General features: G+C 32.5%; 12 protein-coding genes. 11 read left to right on the plus strand and 1 reads right to left on the minus strand.

What is annotated here, in order from left to right; genetic code table 11:
* Positions 1–267: 267 nt before the first annotated feature.
* The 6 genes from ACHRVZ_RS20245 to ACHRVZ_RS20270 all read left to right on the plus strand — a co-directional run bounded on the left by ACHRVZ_RS20245 (position 268) and on the right by ACHRVZ_RS20270 (position 9667).
* Complete coding sequence (locus tag ACHRVZ_RS20245) at positions 268–2697, plus strand: DUF5916 domain-containing protein (protein ID WP_395424791.1); 2430 nt, start codon at positions 268–270, stop codon at positions 2695–2697.
* A 139-nt stretch (positions 2698–2836) separates the two neighbouring features.
* Positions 2837–4354, plus strand: a complete 1518-nt coding sequence (gpmI, locus tag ACHRVZ_RS20250; RefSeq protein ID WP_395424865.1) for a 2,3-bisphosphoglycerate-independent phosphoglycerate mutase — start codon at positions 2837–2839, stop codon at positions 4352–4354.
* A 228-nt stretch (positions 4355–4582) separates the two neighbouring features.
* Positions 4583–5254: a TetR/AcrR family transcriptional regulator gene (locus ACHRVZ_RS20255; protein ID WP_395424792.1), complete on the plus strand. Its 672-nt coding sequence runs from the start codon at positions 4583–4585 to the stop codon at positions 5252–5254.
* A gap of 14 nt (positions 5255–5268) precedes the next feature.
* Entirely contained in the window at positions 5269–6939 is a 1671-nt protein-coding gene (locus ACHRVZ_RS20260) for a peptidase domain-containing ABC transporter (RefSeq protein ID WP_395424794.1), read from the plus strand.
* Entirely contained in the window at positions 6933–8279 is a 1347-nt protein-coding gene (locus tag ACHRVZ_RS20265) for an HlyD family secretion protein (protein WP_395424796.1), read from the plus strand. The genes ACHRVZ_RS20260 and ACHRVZ_RS20265 overlap by 7 nt, the downstream gene beginning before the upstream one ends.
* On the plus strand, positions 8279–9667 hold the full coding sequence (locus ACHRVZ_RS20270) for a TolC family protein (protein WP_395424798.1): 1389 nt from the start codon (positions 8279–8281) through the stop codon (positions 9665–9667). Before ACHRVZ_RS20265 ends, ACHRVZ_RS20270 begins: the two co-directional genes overlap by 1 nt.
* Before the next feature lie 203 nt (positions 9668–9870).
* Here ACHRVZ_RS20270 and ACHRVZ_RS20275 read toward each other — a convergent pair whose 3' ends face one another.
* On the minus strand, positions 9871–11127 hold the full coding sequence (locus ACHRVZ_RS20275; RefSeq protein WP_395424799.1) for a DUF445 domain-containing protein: 1257 nt from the start codon (positions 11125–11127) through the stop codon (positions 9871–9873).
* 258 nt (positions 11128–11385) lie between these two features.
* Between ACHRVZ_RS20275 and map the strand changes: the two genes are divergently transcribed.
* The 5 genes from map (at position 11386) to apaG (ending at position 17842) form a co-directional block, all read left to right on the plus strand.
* Positions 11386–12204, plus strand: coding sequence for a type I methionyl aminopeptidase (map, locus tag ACHRVZ_RS20280; protein ID WP_395424800.1), 819 nt, complete (start codon positions 11386–11388; stop codon positions 12202–12204).
* 26 nt (positions 12205–12230) lie between these two features.
* On the plus strand, positions 12231–13004 hold the full coding sequence (locus ACHRVZ_RS20285; RefSeq protein ID WP_065452128.1) for a class I SAM-dependent methyltransferase: 774 nt from the start codon (positions 12231–12233) through the stop codon (positions 13002–13004).
* Between the two features lie 124 nt (positions 13005–13128).
* The gene (locus ACHRVZ_RS20290) at positions 13129–16032 is read left to right on the plus strand and encodes a DEAD/DEAH box helicase (protein WP_395424803.1); all 2904 of its coding nucleotides are present in this window, start codon (positions 13129–13131) and stop codon (positions 16030–16032) included.
* Positions 16033–16113: 81 nt separating this feature from the next.
* A complete protein-coding gene (locus tag ACHRVZ_RS20295; RefSeq protein WP_395424805.1) occupies positions 16114–17376 on the plus strand; it encodes a DUF5103 domain-containing protein in 1263 nt (420 codons plus the stop codon).
* A 79-nt stretch (positions 17377–17455) separates the two neighbouring features.
* Positions 17456–17842, plus strand: coding sequence for a Co2+/Mg2+ efflux protein ApaG (gene apaG / locus ACHRVZ_RS20300; protein ID WP_041517556.1), 387 nt, complete (start codon positions 17456–17458; stop codon positions 17840–17842).
* The last annotated feature ends 145 nt before the right edge of the window (positions 17843–17987 follow it).

Consider the following 17987-nt stretch of genomic DNA (forward strand, 5'->3'; position numbering starts at 1 on the left):
TGGGTGAGGCAAAAATATAAAAAAATCATACCCGTCAAACTACAACTCTGTAAATCAGGTACTTTTTGTTTAAAATTTAACAGAATCACAGTAAAAAATTAGCAATTTCGAACAAAAACAAATATTTTTGTAGGATATTTATATCTACTAAAAATTTAAATATTTCTGATGATCTTCTTAAGAAAAACTTAATTAAAGTGTAACAATTCGAAAAAATTAATGTCTATTAGCCTAATATTGTCACCTGAAATCGCATTTTAAAATCGCATGAAAAAAATAGTTCTTCTTATTTTTCTTTTTATCACTTTCTGGAGTTATGGTCAAAAAAAAGTTTTGTCGGCACAATTAACCTCACAAAGTATTTCTATTGATGGAAAACTAGACGAAGTAGCTTGGGAAAACGCAGCAATTGCCTCGAATTTTATCATGTTTGAGCCTGATAACGGAAAACCAATTCCAGAAAACAGAAGAACAGAAGTAAAAGTTTTATATAATAATGACGCGATTTATATTGGCGCCATGATGTATGACGATGAACCTAATAAAATTTTAAAAGAAATTTCGCAGCGTGATAATTTTGGAACCGCCGATCTTTTTGGGGTTTTTATAAATGGCTTTAATGACGGTCAGCAAAATTTTGAATTCTTTGTTTCGGCCGCCGATGTTCAGGGCGACTGCATTATGACGGATGCAAACGGAGAAGATTATTCCTGGGATGCTGTCTGGACCAGCAAAGCTGTTTTGACAGACAAAGGCTGGGTTGTAGAAATTAAAATTCCGTATGCAGCATTACGTTTTTCAGGAGAAAACAAACAAACTTGGGGTATTAACTTTTTTAGAGATCTAAAACGAGAGCGTAAAAAATATACCTGGAATTTAATCGATACTAAAATAGGGACATTCACACAACAAAATGGAGATCTGGAAGGAATCGAAAACATCAAACCTCCTACCCGATTATTTTTTATGCCTTACGCTTCTTATTATTTAAATGCCGGAGATGGCCAAAAAACCTTTGCTACTTTAAAAGGCGGAATGGATATTAAGTACGGCATCAATGATGCTTTTACTCTCGATGCGATTTTAGTACCAGATTTTGGACAAACTAAATATGACGATCAAATCCTGAATTTAGGTCCGTTTGAACAACAATTCAATGAAAACAGAGCTTTTTTTACCGAAGGAACTGATTTATTTAACAAAGGTAATATGTTTTATTCGAGACGAATTGGAGGAAGACCATCAATAGAACCAGATCTTAATGACAATGAAAAAATAATTGATGAAGTTCAAAATGTCAATCTTATCAATGCCTTAAAAGTTTCAGGAAGAACGAAAAACGGATTAGGGATCGGAATTTTAAATGCTGTTACCGAAAAAACTTATGCCACTATTAAGGACACAATTTCCGATCAATCAAGACGTGTAATTGTCGAACCTTTGACAAACTATAACGTGTTGGTTCTCGATCAACGTTTTAGAAAAAACTCTTCGGTAACATTAATTAATACCAACGTAATTCGAAATGGTCATTTTAGAGATGCCAATGTAACGGGTTTAGCCTGGGATTTAAACACAAAAGCAAATACTTATAACTTATCTGGGAATGTAAAATACAGTATGATTAATACCGAAGAAGATAAAAATGGTGTTTATGCAACTCTAGGATTTGCCGAAACTAGTGGGAATTATCGCTACAGTGTTGGCTCCGATTTTGTTTCTAAAGATTTTGACCCAAACGACTTGGGAATTAACTTTTTTACCAATTATTACAACTTTTATGGTAATGCGAATTATAGAATTCTAAACCCAACAAAACTTTTTAACCGTTTTAGAATCAACTATGAGACATACGCAGAATTCAACAAAGAATCTGGCAAAGTGCAAGCATTAGATATAGATATAAACCTAAACCTGACTACTGTAAAAAACAATTATTTTGGAATGGGTTTTACTTTTCATCCTGCAATAACTCATGATTATTACGAACCAAGAGCCGAAAATCGATATGTTAATATACCCCGAAAGTTAGAATCTTGGGCAAGTTTATCTACCAATTACAATAAAAAGTTTGCAATAGATTTAAATCCGTCTATAACTTTTACTGATGAAGAAGGAAGACTGGCATATGCCTTTGACATTGGCCCGAGATACCGTTTTAACGACAAACTTTTATTGAATTATTCTTTTAGTTTTTCCAGAAAGAACAATAACAAAGGATACATTGATAAATTCGACGATGATAATGACGCTAATACTCCTAAAACTATTGTGTTTGCCAATAGAAATGTTATTACCTACTCGAATACTTTGGGCGGAAAATATGCTATAAACAGTACCATGACAATTAATTTGGCGGTTCGACAATATTGGTCTTTCGCCGAAAATAAACAAATGCTCGAATTACAGCAAAATGGTACTCTAACGCCATATGACCTATATACTAAAAACAAAAACTCGAGCTTTTATTCTTGGAATACTGATTTGTCTTATTCCTGGTGGTTTGCGCCCGGCAGTCAGCTTTCTGTTTTGTATCGAAATAATGCCTCTAATTTTGAACGTGTTATTGACAAGGATTTCAAAAACAATATAACAGGACTACTGAACAATGATGCCTTAAAACACATTTTTTCAATAAGTGTAAAATATTTTATTGACTACAATGCTGTCAAAAATAAGGTTAGAAATAGAGTCTAGCGTGAATTAATTTTAAAATTTTTAGTGTTCTTCGACTAAATTATTATTTTTTAATACGCTTCATTTTATTAAACATAATTGTAGCAATGCGTTCTTGTCGATTTTAGAAATGGCTTATCTTTGTACAAAACTAAAAATGATGAACAAGAAAGTAATCCTTATGATTTTAGACGGTTGGGGAAAATCTCCTGACCCTAAAGTATCTGCAATAGACAATGCAAATGTTCCTTTTATAAACAGCCTTTACAAAAATTACCCAAGCGCTCAACTTCGTACTGACGGATTAAATGTTGGTTTACCTGAAGGTCAAATGGGAAACAGTGAAGTAGGTCACATGAACCTTGGCGCTGGAAGAATTGTATATCAAGATTTAGCCAAAATAAACTTAGCAGTAGCACACAAAACACTTGCGAAAGAACAAGTACTTATTGATGCTTTTACTTATGCTAAAGAAAACAATAAAAAAGTACACTTTTTAGGATTAGTTTCAGACGGAGGTGTTCACTCTCATACATCACACTTACGCGGTTTAATTGATGCTTCGCAAGAATATGGTTTAGACCAAGTTTACGTTCACGCTTTTACAGATGGTCGTGACGTTGATCCAAAATCCGGAGCTAAATACATTCAGGATTTAGAAGAGCATATTAAAAATACTCCTGTAAAAATTGCCTCAATCATTGGTCGTTACTATGCAATGGATCGTGACAAACGTTGGGAACGCGTAAAATTAGCTTACGATCTTGTAGTTAATGGTGCCGGAACTCCATCAAAAAATGCAGTTGCAAGTGTTCTTGACAGCTATGCACACGATGTTACTGACGAGTTTATTGCACCAATTGTAATGGTTGATGAGCAAGAAAAACCACTAGCGACAATTGCTGAAGATGATGTTGTAATCTTCTTTAACTTTAGAACTGACAGAGGTCGTGAACTTACAGAAGCTCTTTCGCAACAAGACTTTCATGAGCAAAACATGCACAAGTTAAACTTGTATTATGTAACGCTTACCAACTACGACGAAACATACAAAAACGTAAAAGTAGTTTACAATAAAGACAATATCACTGAAACTCTTGGTGAGGTTTTAGAAAAAGCGGGTAAAAAACAAATTCGTATTGCTGAAACTGAGAAGTATCCTCACGTAACGTTTTTCTTTTCCGGCGGTAGAGAAACTCCTTTTGAAGGTGAATCTCGTATTTTAAGAAACTCTCCAAAAGTAGCAACTTACGACTTACAACCAGAAATGAGCGCTTTTGAATTGAAAGATGCTTTGGTTCCTGAATTAAACAAAGGTGAAGTAGATTTTGTTTGTCTGAATTTTGCTAATGGAGACATGGTTGGACATACCGGAATCATGAGTGCTGCAATTAAAGCTTGCGAGGCTGTTGATGCTTGCGTAAAAGAAGTTATTGAAGCTGCTCTTGCAAACGATTATACTACAATTGTAATTGCCGATCACGGAAATTGCGAAACGATGATTAATCCTGACGGAAGCCCAAATACAGCGCACACAACAAATCCAGTGCCGATTATTTTAGTAGATAAAGAACTAAAAAACATTCAAAATGGTGTTTTAGGAGATATTGCTCCTACTATTTTAGAATTAATGGGAGTACCACAGCCAAATGCAATGACTTGTCATTCGCTATTGTAGAAGTTTTCAGTTTTCAGTCTCAGTAGACAATGAAATCTACAAAGTAAACCCGACAGGTTTCAAAAACCTGTCGGGTTTACTGTTTTATAATCCCAAGTAAAAAACTGAAAACTGAGACTAAAAAAATCTATTCTAAAAACAGAAGCAGCTTTTTTCTTTTGCATAAATAAAAGTTAAACACTCTTTATTAATAGTAATACTATTATATTTGCGTTTAAAATAATTTTTATGGAAATTATACTATCAAATATAAAAATGCAAGTAAACGAAAAGATCTACGTAAAAGATCCCGAAACATCTGCCTTGGGAAAAAAAATAATTGAACAAAGTATTCTTCTTATTGACGCTATTGGTTTTGACAACTTTACCTTTAAAAAACTAGGAGAAAAAATTGGATCAAACGAAAGTTCTATTTACCGTTATTTCGAAAATAAACATAAATTATTAGTATATTTATCTTCATGGTATTGGAGTTGGATTGAATACAAACTGGTGTTTAATACCACTAACATCATTGATAAAAAAGAGAAATTAAAAAAGGCAATAACAATCGTTACTGAAAAAGTCACAAATGATCTTTCTACAGATCATATTAACGAAGCCATTTTAAATAAGATTATAATTGCAGAGTTCACCAAAACATTTCATACTAAAGAAGTAGATCAGGAAAATAAAGAAGGCTTTTTTTTAATCTACAAAAGACTCATTAACAGAATTGTTACTATTGTAAACGAAGTAAATCCAGATTATCCGTTTGCAAAATCATTAGTTTCAACTATTGTAGAAGGAAGTTTGCATCAGCATTTTTTAACAGATCATTTAAAAACAATTACAGATTGCAACGAAACTGTTTCCAGTACTCAGTTTTACATCAATCTTGCAGAAAACGTTTTACGCTAATTACAAAAACCATTATGACACCATTAAAACGATTTTACAATTTACTTGAGTTAGATAAAAAAGATATCTATCAACTTTTTTTCTATGCTATTTTTGCCGGTTTAATTAGTTTATCACTTCCATTAGGAATTCAGGCCATTATAGCCTTCATACAATCTGGAAGAGTAAGCGCATCTTGGATTGTACTTATTATTCTAGTTGTTGCCGGAGTGGGACTTGTCGGAATTTTGGCCTTTATGCAATTACGAATTACGGAAAACCTGCAACAAAAAATATTTGTTCGCGCTTCATTTGAATTTGCAGCTAGGCTACCAAAAATAAAATCAGAAGAATTGTACGGAACTTATCCGCCAGAATTAACGAATCGTTTTTTTGATACTTTAACCATCCAAAAAGGAACTTCAAAATTATTAACAGATTTCTCAGCCGCTTTACTCCAAATCGTTTTTGGTCTTATACTGTTGTCCTTATATCATCCGTATTTTATTGTATTTGGGCTTTTATTATTCATGCTGCTTTACTTCATCTTTAAATTTTCTTATACATCAGGTTTAGAAACCAGTTTAAAAGAATCAAAATTCAAATACAAAGTTGCTGGCTGGTTACAAGAAATGGCTCGTAACAACTTCAGTTTCAAAAATGAATTAAACTACGATTTTGCCCTTCAAAAAAACAACTCAATTGTAACAAATTATATTAATTATCGTGAGAAGCACTTTAGCGTAATCAAAAAACAATTTACGCAGTTAATTTTTTTCAAAATTATTATTACCGCAAGTTTATTGTCTATTGGAGGATATTTAGTATTGAGTCAAGAAATGAATATTGGGCAATTTGTCGCTGCAGAAATCATCATTTTGTTAGTAATCAATTCTGTCGAAAAGATTATTCTTGGCCTTGAAAGCTTCTACGACGTATTAACCGCTGTCGAAAAAATAGGACAAGTAACGGATTTAGAATTAGAAGAAAACACAGATCCTGAAAGCGATAACTGTTACACAAATATCACTTTAGAAACTGAGAATTTAAAATTCAAATTTCCAGATTCTCCAATTAATGCACTCGATTCTATTACCCTAAAAATTGAACAAGGAGAAAAAATTGTTGTCGAAGGAACAAACGGATCCGGAAAAACAACTCTAATTCGTTTGTTATCTGGTCTACTAAAGCAAAGTTCCGGTGCTTTTTATATTAACGATGATACTTTTAGAAAAATAAACATCAAACAATATCGCTCTCAAATTGGCAATATCATTCATAACGAAACACCTTTTGAAGGAACAATTTTAGAAAACATCACTTTTAATGATCCAAATATAAGTTCTGAAGATTTAAAATGGGCATTAGACGGAGTTCAGCTTAGCTCATTTATAAAGCAATTACCAAAAGGCTTAGATACACATATATACCCGGAAGGCAGACAATTATCGTCATCAAATGCGCAAAAAATTCTATTGGCAAGAAGTATAATTCACAAACCAAAAATACTTTTTTACGAAGATCCAACAGACACTATGGACGAAAATGTTGCCAATGAAATTATTGATTTTATTGCTTCTGATAAAAACAAATGGACCATTATTGTTTCGTCTAAAAATCCGCATTGGAAAATAAAATCTACGCGAAAAATAACCATGCAGAACGGCCTTATTTTACTTGATCAAAAAAACGATACGCCATGTTAAACATATCTGATAATAAAACCAAATTACAGTCACTTGATCGATATGAGACTATAAAAAATTTAAACAACAGAGCTCAGTATAAAATTTTAAACAAAATTATAATAGGCACTTCGATTTTAGGGATAATTGCTCTTTTTCTGCCATGGACACAAAATGTTTCAGGATCAGGAGCTGTTACCACTTTAAAGCCAAACCAAAGACCACAATCGATCCAGAGTGTTATTTCTGGCCGAATTGAAAAATGGTACGTACAAGAAGGTGATTTTGTAAAAAAAGGCGATACTATTTTGTTTATTTCTGAAATAAAGGAAGATTACATGGATCCTAATTTGGTACAAAATACCAAAAATCAGGTCGATGCAAAGAAAAACTCTTTGGAATCTTACGATGAAAAAGTACAAACACTTTCGACTCAAATTCAGGCAATAGAAAATGAAAAAAAACTAAAACTAGAACAAGCAAGAAACAAAGTCAGACAATCCCTTTTAAAAATAAAAAGCGACAGTATTGATCTTGTTGCTGCAAAAACACAATTAAGAATTGCAAATACACAATACAATCGTTCTGTACAACTTAATAAAGAAGGATTAAAACCCCTTACAGATGTCGAAGAAAAACGTCTGAAATTACAAGATGTTGATGCCAAAATTATAACACAGGAAAACAAATATCTGACAAGCAAAAATGAATACATAAATGCTAAAGTTGAGATTAACCGAATTGCTGCAGAATACGCTGAAAAAGTAGCGAAAGCAAAAAGTGACCAATTTACAACCTTAAGCAATAAATTTGACACTGAAGCTCAAGTAAGTAAATTAGAAAACCAATACACCAATTACAGCTTAAGAAATGGCATGTACTATATTAAAGCGGTTCAAAGCGGTTATATCAACAGAGCTTTACAAGCCGGTTTAGGCGAAACTATAAAAGAAGGAACACCAATTGTAACTATTATGCCGGCGCAATATGACATTGCTGTAGAGACTTATGTAAACCCAATTGATTTACCTCTAATCAAAAAAGGAGAAAAAGTACGCGTTTGGTTTGATGGCTGGCCAACAATCGTATTTGCAGGCTGGCCGGATATGTCGTACGGAACTTTTGGCGGAAAAGTGGTTGCGATTGAAAACTTTATAAGTACTAATGGAAAATACAGAGTTCTAATCGCTCCTGATCCGGAAGAAGCACATTGGCCAAAACAATTAAGCATTGGTTCCGGTGCGCAAACAATTGCTTTATTAGACACCGTGCCAATTTGGTTTGAAATCTGGAGAACCTTAAACGGATTCCCTCCTAATTATTACAAAAGTGGCGAAAAAGTAACTAAAGAGAAAAAATAATGAAACGGATACTTATAGCTTTTCTTTTTTTGAGTTGCACCGTTTTTGGTCAACAAACAATTTCTAAAGAACTTACTTATAATGAGTTTCTTGGATATGTAAAAAAATACCATCCTCTGGTTAAAAGTGCTAACTTAGAATTAAGCGAAGCACAAGCCAATTTGATGATGGCCCGAGGTGGCTTTGACCCAAAAATTGAAGTCGATTTCAGTAAAAAACAATTCAAAAACAAAGAATATTACTCGATTTTAAACAGTAGTTTTAAAATTCCGACTTGGTACGGAATTGAGCTTAAAGCAGGATTTGATAATAATGAAGGTGTTTATCTTAATCCGGAAAACACAACTCCAAATGCTGGTTTGACTTCGTTTGGAATCAGTGTTCCGCTTGGGCAAGGTTTATTCATCAATCAAAGAATGGCTGATGTTCGTAAAGCCAAAATCCAGATTAAACTAAGCGAATCCGAAAGAAAACTTCAGGCCGTCAGCGTTTTGTACGATGCTTCTTTGGCATATTTTAACTGGAAAAAGAACTTTGAAGAAATGAAGCTTTATGAAACCTACAACAGCAATGCTGAAATACGTTTAACAGGAATTAAATCTTTAATTACTCAAGGCGATAAACCAGCCATCGATAGTATTGAAGCAGGAATTATTGTAAAAAATAGAGCTTTAAGCCTCGAAGATTCTAAATTAAAACTAGCGAAAGCAAAACTTGAATTATCTAATTTCATGTGGATTGACAATAATATTCCGCTGGAAATTTCAGATGATCTTGTTCCGGAAACAGCGCTGGAATCAACATTGCAGGAAACTTTAAAAACAAACGATTTGTTGCAAAAAGATTTTAGTTTAGAGACACATCCAAAAATAAATGCTTTGCAAAATAAAATAGACATGCTAACTGTAGACAAACAGCTGAAGCAAAATATGCTATTGCCGAAAATAAATGTGGGTTACTCCTATTTGTCGGAACCTAGTTATATTGACAATTATCGTTTTGAAGATTACAAAATTGGGTTAGATTTTGCCTTTCCGTTGTTTCTGCGCAAAGAACGTGGTAGTTTAAAATTAGCAAAATATAAGCTTCTGGAAAGCGAATTTACTTTGGCTTTAGAAAAAACACAATTAAGCAATAAAATAAGCGCTCAAAAAATTGAAATCAATTCACTTATAAAACAAAAAAAACTCGCTAAAGATTTAGTAGAAAACAATTTAACAATGCTAAATTCTGAAGAACGTTTATTCTCGTTTGGAGAAAGCTCATTGTTCCTGATTAATACGCGTGAGAATAATTTAGTAAGTGCAAAATTGGCTTCTATCGCTCTCGAAAACCGATTTTACATTTCGAATTCAGAGCTTTTCAAAATCATGGCAAATCCTGATTAGTTCAACAAATCAAAATTATTGAATATAATTATTTTTAACACATAGAAACATAGTTTTTGCAAATTTAAAAGTAGGCGTTTCACTTTTTTAAAAATCACATAGTGCTCTATGTTAAAGAAATGTATTTCTTTTTTTTTATCTTTTTTCACCAAAAAATCTATGTTTCTATGTGTTTATTTTTCTTCTGAATTACACGAAACTTTTTAAATCATAAAATAATGATACGTCCATTCGACGGCATAAATTATAAGTCCGATGAGTCCGCCTACCAAAGTTCCGTTGATTCTAATATATTGCAGATCTTTACCGATTTCTAATTCTAATTTTTCAGAAACTTCTTTTCCATCCCAACTTTTTACAGTTGAAGAAATTAAATCTCCAATTACTTTTTTATTATTTAACAGAATAGAAAGTAAATCGTTCTTGATGAAATTATTGATTTTATCAATCATAACAGCATCTTCCTTGATTCCGTTTCCAAAACTCTGAATTAAACCCGAAATATTTTTCTTAATCGACGACTCTTCACCTTTTTCTAAATCATTGGTAATCGACAATTTAATTTCATCCCAAATTCCGTTTATATAATCCTGAACTTCTTTTTTTCCGGCAAAACTCAGAATCATATTATTGATTTTGACTCTCATTTCTTCTGAGTTCTTTACTTTATCCAGAAAATTATAGACATATTCATCGATTTTAGCCCTAATGGCGCTTCCTGGATTTTTAGCTTCATTTAAAAAATCGGCTAAACCATTAAAGACACCTTCTGAGATACTTTTATCAGCCAAACCAAAACTCAAGAACGGTGTAGATTCTTTTACTTTTTTCCGAATCAAATCCTTATTATTAGTCAATTCTGCACTCATAACATTTAGCACGTTAGTCAGCAATTCGTCTTTTACAGTACCTTTTTGCAAAGGTTCTAAAGCGAGTGCAACCCATTCTCCAAAATTGATTCCTTCCAATTTTGCTGCAAATTGAACCTGAATAAAATGCTTTATATCCTCATCTTTTATTGTTCTTAAAACTCCGGGAATAATATTTACTACAACCAAATTGGCAATTTTATTCGCATTTTCATCATGCGAGAGCCATTCAGCAGCTTTTGTAGCAAAGTTGAATTCTTCTATTTTAATTTCCAGTTTTTCACGATTCAGAAATTCTTCTGAAACAAAATTCCCGAGATTTTCACCGATTTCATTTTTTTTGGTTGGAATAATTGCTGTGTGCCAAATTGGAATTCCCAGCGGATGACGAAATAAAGCCACAACAGCAAACCAGTCGGCAATTCCTCCAACCATTGCCGCTTCACTAAAAGCCTGCAGCATTGGAATTTTAAAATAAATTGCAATTATAAACAGCAATACTGCAAAACCTAAAAGCGCAAGAGCATTGCTTTTCATTTTATTTAAAGCTTTCTTTTTTAATATATTTTCTTGATCTATTGCCGTTTCCATAATTCCACTACTTTTAATTCTTACTAATTTACATTTTTTCTGTCAAATAGTATGCAAAAAGGTATGCCACGAATTTCACGAATTAACACGAATTTATTTTTTTCTAAATTTCGAAACGATGAAATTCCTGAAATTCAATTTTTATATCAATCCTAATTCGTGTTAATTCGTGAAATTCGCGGCAAAAAATTTAAAACTTCTCAACAATAAAAAAATAATATTAAAATTGTACTTTTGCGAACTGAAAATCTGAAAAATATGATTATCCAAAAAAGTAGAGAAGAAATTGAATTAATGCGCGAAAGTGCTTTGATTGTATCTAAAACATTAGGAATGATTGCTTCTGAAATAAAAGAAGGAGTTACTACATTATATCTTGACAAATTAGCCGAGGAATTTATTCGTGATCATGGTGCAGTTCCAAGTTTTCTTGGATTGTATGATTTCCCGAATTCACTTTGCATGAGTCCAAATTCACAAGTTGTACACGGAATACCAAATAATAAACCTCTTGAAAGTGGTGATGTTATTTCGGTAGATTGTGGCGCTTTTAAAAACGGATATCATGGTGATCATGCGTATAGTTTTGAAATTGGAGAAGTTGCTCCAGAAGTAAAGAAACTTTTGCAAGTAACTAAAGAGTCTCTTTACGTTGGAATCAGAGAATTTAGAGCTGGAAATCGCGTTGAAGATGTTGGAAACGCAATTCAAAAATATACAGAATCTCACGGTTACGGCGTTGTTCGTGAATTGGTTGGTCACGGTTTAGGGCAAAAAATGCACGAAGAACCAGAGATGCCAAACTATGGAAAACGTGGTCGCGGTAAACTTTTTATTGAAGGAATGGTGGTTGCAATTGAGCCAATGATTAATCTTGGAACTAAAAACATCAAACAACATAAAGACGGCTGGACTATTACAACGGCTGACGGAAAAGCAAGTGCGCATTTTGAACACGATGTTGCTTTAATAGATGGAAAACCAGAGTTATTATCGACTTTTCAATACATCTACAAAGCTCTGGGAATCGAAAGCAATGAAGAAGATGAATTCAGAAAAGTGCCGTTAGTACTATAATTAAAATCAACCCCGAATAAAACCCTGTGAAAAAATTATTCAAATTAGTCCTTAATACAATTCCTCGTCCATTATTAATTCGTTTGAGCTATGTGGCTCGTCCGGTTTTGGCATTTTCATTAAAAGGAACCAAATATACTGATCCGATTGATGGAAGAAGTTTTAAATCGTTTTTGCCTTATGGATATGGAAAACAACGTAATAATGTACTTTCGCCAAGTACACTTTCGTTAGAAAGACACCGTTTACTTTGGTTGTATTTAAACGATCAGACTGATTTTTTTACAGCACCAAAAAAAGTGCTTCATTTTGCTCCGGAACAAGCTTTTTATAAAAGATTTCGCAAACAAAAAAATCTGGATTACACTACAACTGATTTATTTTCGCCTCTGGCAGATGTAAAAGCAGACATTTGTAATTTACCTTTTAAAGACAATGAATACGATGTGATTTTGTGTAATCACGTTTTAGAACATATTCCGGATGACACAAAAGCGATGCAGGAATTGTTTCGGGTGTTAAAACCTGGAGGAATGGCGATTCTGCAAATTCCACAAGATTTATCGAGAGCCGTAACTTTTGCTGATGATACTATCACAGATCAAAAAGAACGTGCTAAAATTTTCGGACAATACGATCACGTTCGTATTTATGGACGCGATTACTTCGATAAATTAAGAAGCATCGGTTTTATTGTAATCGAAGAAGATTACACTAATAAAATTACACCAGAATTAGTTGAAAAATATTGTTTAGCAAAAGGAGAAATTATTCCGCTTTGCTTTAAGCCGGAAAACTAATTTTTTTTCACCGTGTAAGTGATATAAGTTCATTTAAAAAGAGTTTTCAAATTATTAATATTTTGAAAACTCTTTTTTCTTTTAGCCCAATTCCTCAATTATAAGCCAACCAAATCTCTAAACCTTGGAAACTACAAAATCATTCCAATTTTGTTTTGACATCAGTTTTGAAAAAAATCTGAAAACCTATATCCCAACTTCTTATATCGTTGAGAATAGCGATGAAATCAAATATTTGAATAAAAAAGCCACTTCGGATGTGCTCGAAAGTTTTGGAATTATTTTTGAAAATTTAGATTCGAATACCAAAAAAATACTGACGGTTTGCGAATCTTTAAAGCCAGACTTTATTTTCAAAAAGTTTAGTTCAAAAATTAAATCCGCCAAAACAATCGCTGATTTGCAAAAAGATTCCAAAATTGAGTTTGCAATTCGCCAGCATTTACAACTAAATCTGGACATCTTTTATACTCTAATTGTAAGAGAGCAGTTTCCGTTATCACTTAATATGGGATCTGAAAAAGATTTTTACCGATCCAGAGTAAGTACCAATCCATTACTTTTAGAACCTCAAATTCAATTTGACAAACACGCCGACGGAATTACGTATACGCTATCTCTAAAAGAAAACGAAACTACATTTTTTCCCATGAATGTTGGTATCGAAATTCTACTAGATGAGCCAAGCTGGGTAATTACCGATAAAAAATTAGGACAATTAAAAAATCTTAATTCTAAAAAGCTGCAGCCCTTTATAACGAAAAAGACAATCGAAATACCTTCAAAATTAGTTGACAATTTTTTCAAGAGTTTTATTCCTGAAATAGCCAAAAAAATTGATATTAGTGCAACCGGTTTTGAAATTGAGCATCGCGATCAAATCATTTCTTGCACAATTCAGCCTGTATATGATTTCTTTAAAAACTGTTACTATATCAATCTTTATTTTGATTATGACGGCTATGTATTTGACGCCAGTAAAACTAAAAAAACACATTCGTTTGTTGATTTCAGTATTCCAACTGAACCAAAAATAATTCAGTTTAAACGAAGTTCAGATGAAACTTTATATACAAATAAGTTACTTGAACTTGGTTTTACTAAAATCAAAAACGAATTATTTAGCTGTAATTCTGACGCAGAAATCAATGACCCATATGTCAATATTCAATTTGTTATTGATCATAAAGAAGAACTCGAAAGTTTAGGATTTGCGATCCAAAATTTAAAACTGGAAAGCAAAGCAATCATTACCGAAAACCATACTATCACAGCTTCAAAAGATGAAACAAAAGAAGATTGGTTTGACATTAGAATAATCATTTCGATTGGAGTTTTCAACATCAATTTCAGTGAAATGATTCCGAATATAAAAAGTAAAGAAAGACTCTTTTTATTGCCTGACGGAAACTATTTTTTAATTCCTTTAGAATGGCTCAGTAAATATGGTTCGTTGGCAAAATTAGCCAAAACAGATGATGGAAATCTTCTTTTACGCAAAAGTAATTTTACGGCTTTGGATGCTATTCCGGAAATTAAAAACGATATCATTCAGAAAGCTGAATATACAGCCTCCGAGTTATTAAAAGCAACTCTTAGACCTTATCAAGTTGAAGGTGCAAAATGGCTTTTAGGTCATTTTAACTCGAACTTAGGCGCTTGTTTGGCCGATGATATGGGACTTGGTAAAACATTACAAACCTTAGCTGTTCTGGTTGCCGTACAAGAACAATTAGGATTTACCACTAAAACTACGAATTTTGATTTGTTTGCAAACGAAACAACTATTGAGCGAGAACCATTAAAAGCTTTGATTGTTCTACCTTCATCATTGGTTTTTAACTGGTACAATGAAGCTGGAAAATTTACGCCTCACTTTTCTAAAATGCAATATGTGGGCAACGACAGGAAATTGTTAGCAAGCAGATTAAAATCGACCGATTTGATTTTCACCAGCTATAGTATTATTCATCGTGATATTTCAATTTTAGAAAAATATGATTTCCGCTATTTAATCTTAGACGAAAGTCAATACATTAAAAATAAAAATTCTAAAATTTTCAAAGCCATTAATAAAATAAATACGGCGCATAAAATTGCACTTAGCGGTACTCCTATCGAAAACTCGTTAGACGATTTATGGTCACAAATGCAATTTATAAATCCGGATATTTTGGGCAGTTACGATTTTTTTGCGGCAAATTTTAAAATTCCGATTGAGAAAAAACAAGACGAAAATAGTTTATCTGAACTAAAAAATCTTATTCAGCCTTATATTTTAAGACGAACCAAAGAACAGGTTTTAAAAGATTTACCTGAATTAACAGAGCAGATTTACTATTGCGATATGGATCCTGAACAGGAAAAACTATACGAGAAAGAAAAATCTAAAGCTCGTAATTTTTTACTAAAAACAGACGGAACAAGTCCTGATAAAATCAGTATTATCAATACTTTGATGAAGTTGAGGCAACTGAGCAATCATCCAAAAATGGTCGATCAGGAATCAGAAATTGATTCCGGAAAATATATTGCTGTTACCCATTATCTGGAAAACTTAGTGAAAGCGAAACAAAAAGTGATCATTTTTAGTTCGTTTGTTACTAATTTGAGTTTTTATACTTCTTGGTGTAAAGAAAATAAAATAGAATTTTGTGAGATTACCGGCGAAACTCCTGCCACAAAAAGAGAGCATCAGGTTAAGCAATTTCAGGAAAAAGAAAATCCATTGTTATTTTTTATTTCGCTTAAAGCGGGTGGCGTTGGTTTAAATATTACAAAAGCTTCTTATGTTTTATTTTTAGATCCGTGGTGGAATCCTTTTGCTGAAAAACAAGGTGTTGGAAGAGCGCACAGGATTGGACAATTGAATAAAGTAAATGTTATCCGATTTATTTCTAAAAATACTGTAGAAGAGAAAATAATCAAACTGCAGGAAAATAAAAAACTATTGTCGGACTCACTTTTAGAGGAAAGTTATATCAATGACGAAATCGAAGGCAATCTGGAATTCATTTTAGGTTCGTAACAAATTGTTTTCCGGACCAATAAATCGGCTCATTTTTCGTTGTAAAAAATTGTTATATTTACAATCTTACAAAGTGATACAATGCCAAAATTTTTATATACAAGCTTAGTTCTGTTATTTATTTTCACTTCGGCGAAAGCTCAGGAAGTACAAACTGAAATAAATCCGCCATACAATATTAAGACAGTTTCGTTCGTTCAAAACGGCAGCAACGTAGTTCCGATATTTGAGTTAGGTGATACTTTTTCATTTCAATTTGACGATTTATTCGGTAATGAAGCGAATTATTATTTTGAAATTACGCACTGCGACTATAATTGGAAACCAACTGACATTCCTAAAACAGATTATATATCCGGATTTGATAATCAGAGAATAACAGATTATTCCAATTCATTCAATACGCTTCAGATTTATTCTCATTACAGACTTGCTTTTCCAAATCAGTTTACAACTCAATTGCGAATTTCAGGAAATTATATGCTAAAGATTCTGAATGAGGAAAGAGAGGTTGTTTTCTCCAGAAAATTCATTTTATATGAAAATCATTCTACAGTTACAGCTCAGGTAAAACGAAGTCGAAACGTAATGAATATTGATTACAAGCAAAATTTAGATTTTGCCATTCTATCAAACGACATTGTTTTTCAAACTCCGTTACAAAATGTAAAAGTTCTTTTATTACAAAATGGCAATTTTAATACGGCGATTAAAAACATCCCTCCTCAATACACAATCGGAAATCAGTTGATTTATAAATACGATAAAGAAACTCAATTCTGGGGCGGAAATGAATTTTTATATTTTGAGAATAAAGACATTCGTGCTGCCAGTACCAATGTAGCAAAAGTTGGTGCTAACAACGACATTTACAATTCGTATTTATTCACCAATCAAGCAAGAGCAAATCAAATTTACACTACAAATCAGGATGTAAACGGATACTTTGTCGTTAAAAATATAAACGCGTCAAACAATGAAATCGAAGCTGATTATGCCTGGGTTTATTTCAGTCTGTCAGCTCCTACTTTCAGATCATCAACGAAAGACATTTATATTACCGGAATGTTCAACAATTACAGTTTATCTCCAGAATACAAAATGGATTACAATAGCGAAAAAGGTATTTTTGAAAAAGCAGTAATGCTCAAGCAAGGTTTTACCAGTTTTCAATACACAATTGCCGATAAAAAAGGAGTTATTGACTATGAAAATTCTATAGATGGAAACTTCTATCAAACTGAAAATGAATACACCATATTGGTTTATTACAAAGAAAGCACAGATCGATATCAAAGAGTTATCGGAAAAGGAAATGCAAACTCAATAAACATCATAAATTAAAACATTGTTAAGGTTTTAAATCGAAAGATTTTTTTTTGTAGATTTGCATATATAACGCACACATATATACTACTTTAGTATGGTTTCTCAGATTACAAGAGGCATAAAAATATCTGTTTTGACTAGTTTTGAAGGTACTTACTTCAAGAACTACAAGATTCACTTTGCCTTTAGTTATGTAGTTACAATCGAAAATCACAGTAAAGATTCAGTTCAGTTAACATCTCGTCACTGGGAAATATTTGATTCTTTAAATGATCTGGAAATTGTTGATGGCGAAGGCGTTATTGGGAAAAAACCAGTTTTAAAACCTGGTGAAAATCACACTTATAGCTCAGGCTGTTTACTATCATCGCCATATGGCGCGATGAAAGGTCATTTTAATATGATCAATTTTACTACTACAAAAACATTCAAGGTAATTGTTCCAACTTTTAGAATGTGTGCTCCATTTGCTTTAAACTAAATCATAGTTTAAAAACTGCATTTTTTATCGTTATCTAAATCATAAAATTGTCAAATTATTAATTTATCCTTTGTACTTTTGTGCAACGTTAGATTATTCGTAACAAATCAAATCATCTAACCTTTAAATTGTCTAATTATCTAAT

Source organism: Flavobacterium sp. FlaQc-57, assembly GCF_044007395.1.
GTDB lineage: Bacteria > Bacteroidota > Bacteroidia > Flavobacteriales > Flavobacteriaceae > Flavobacterium.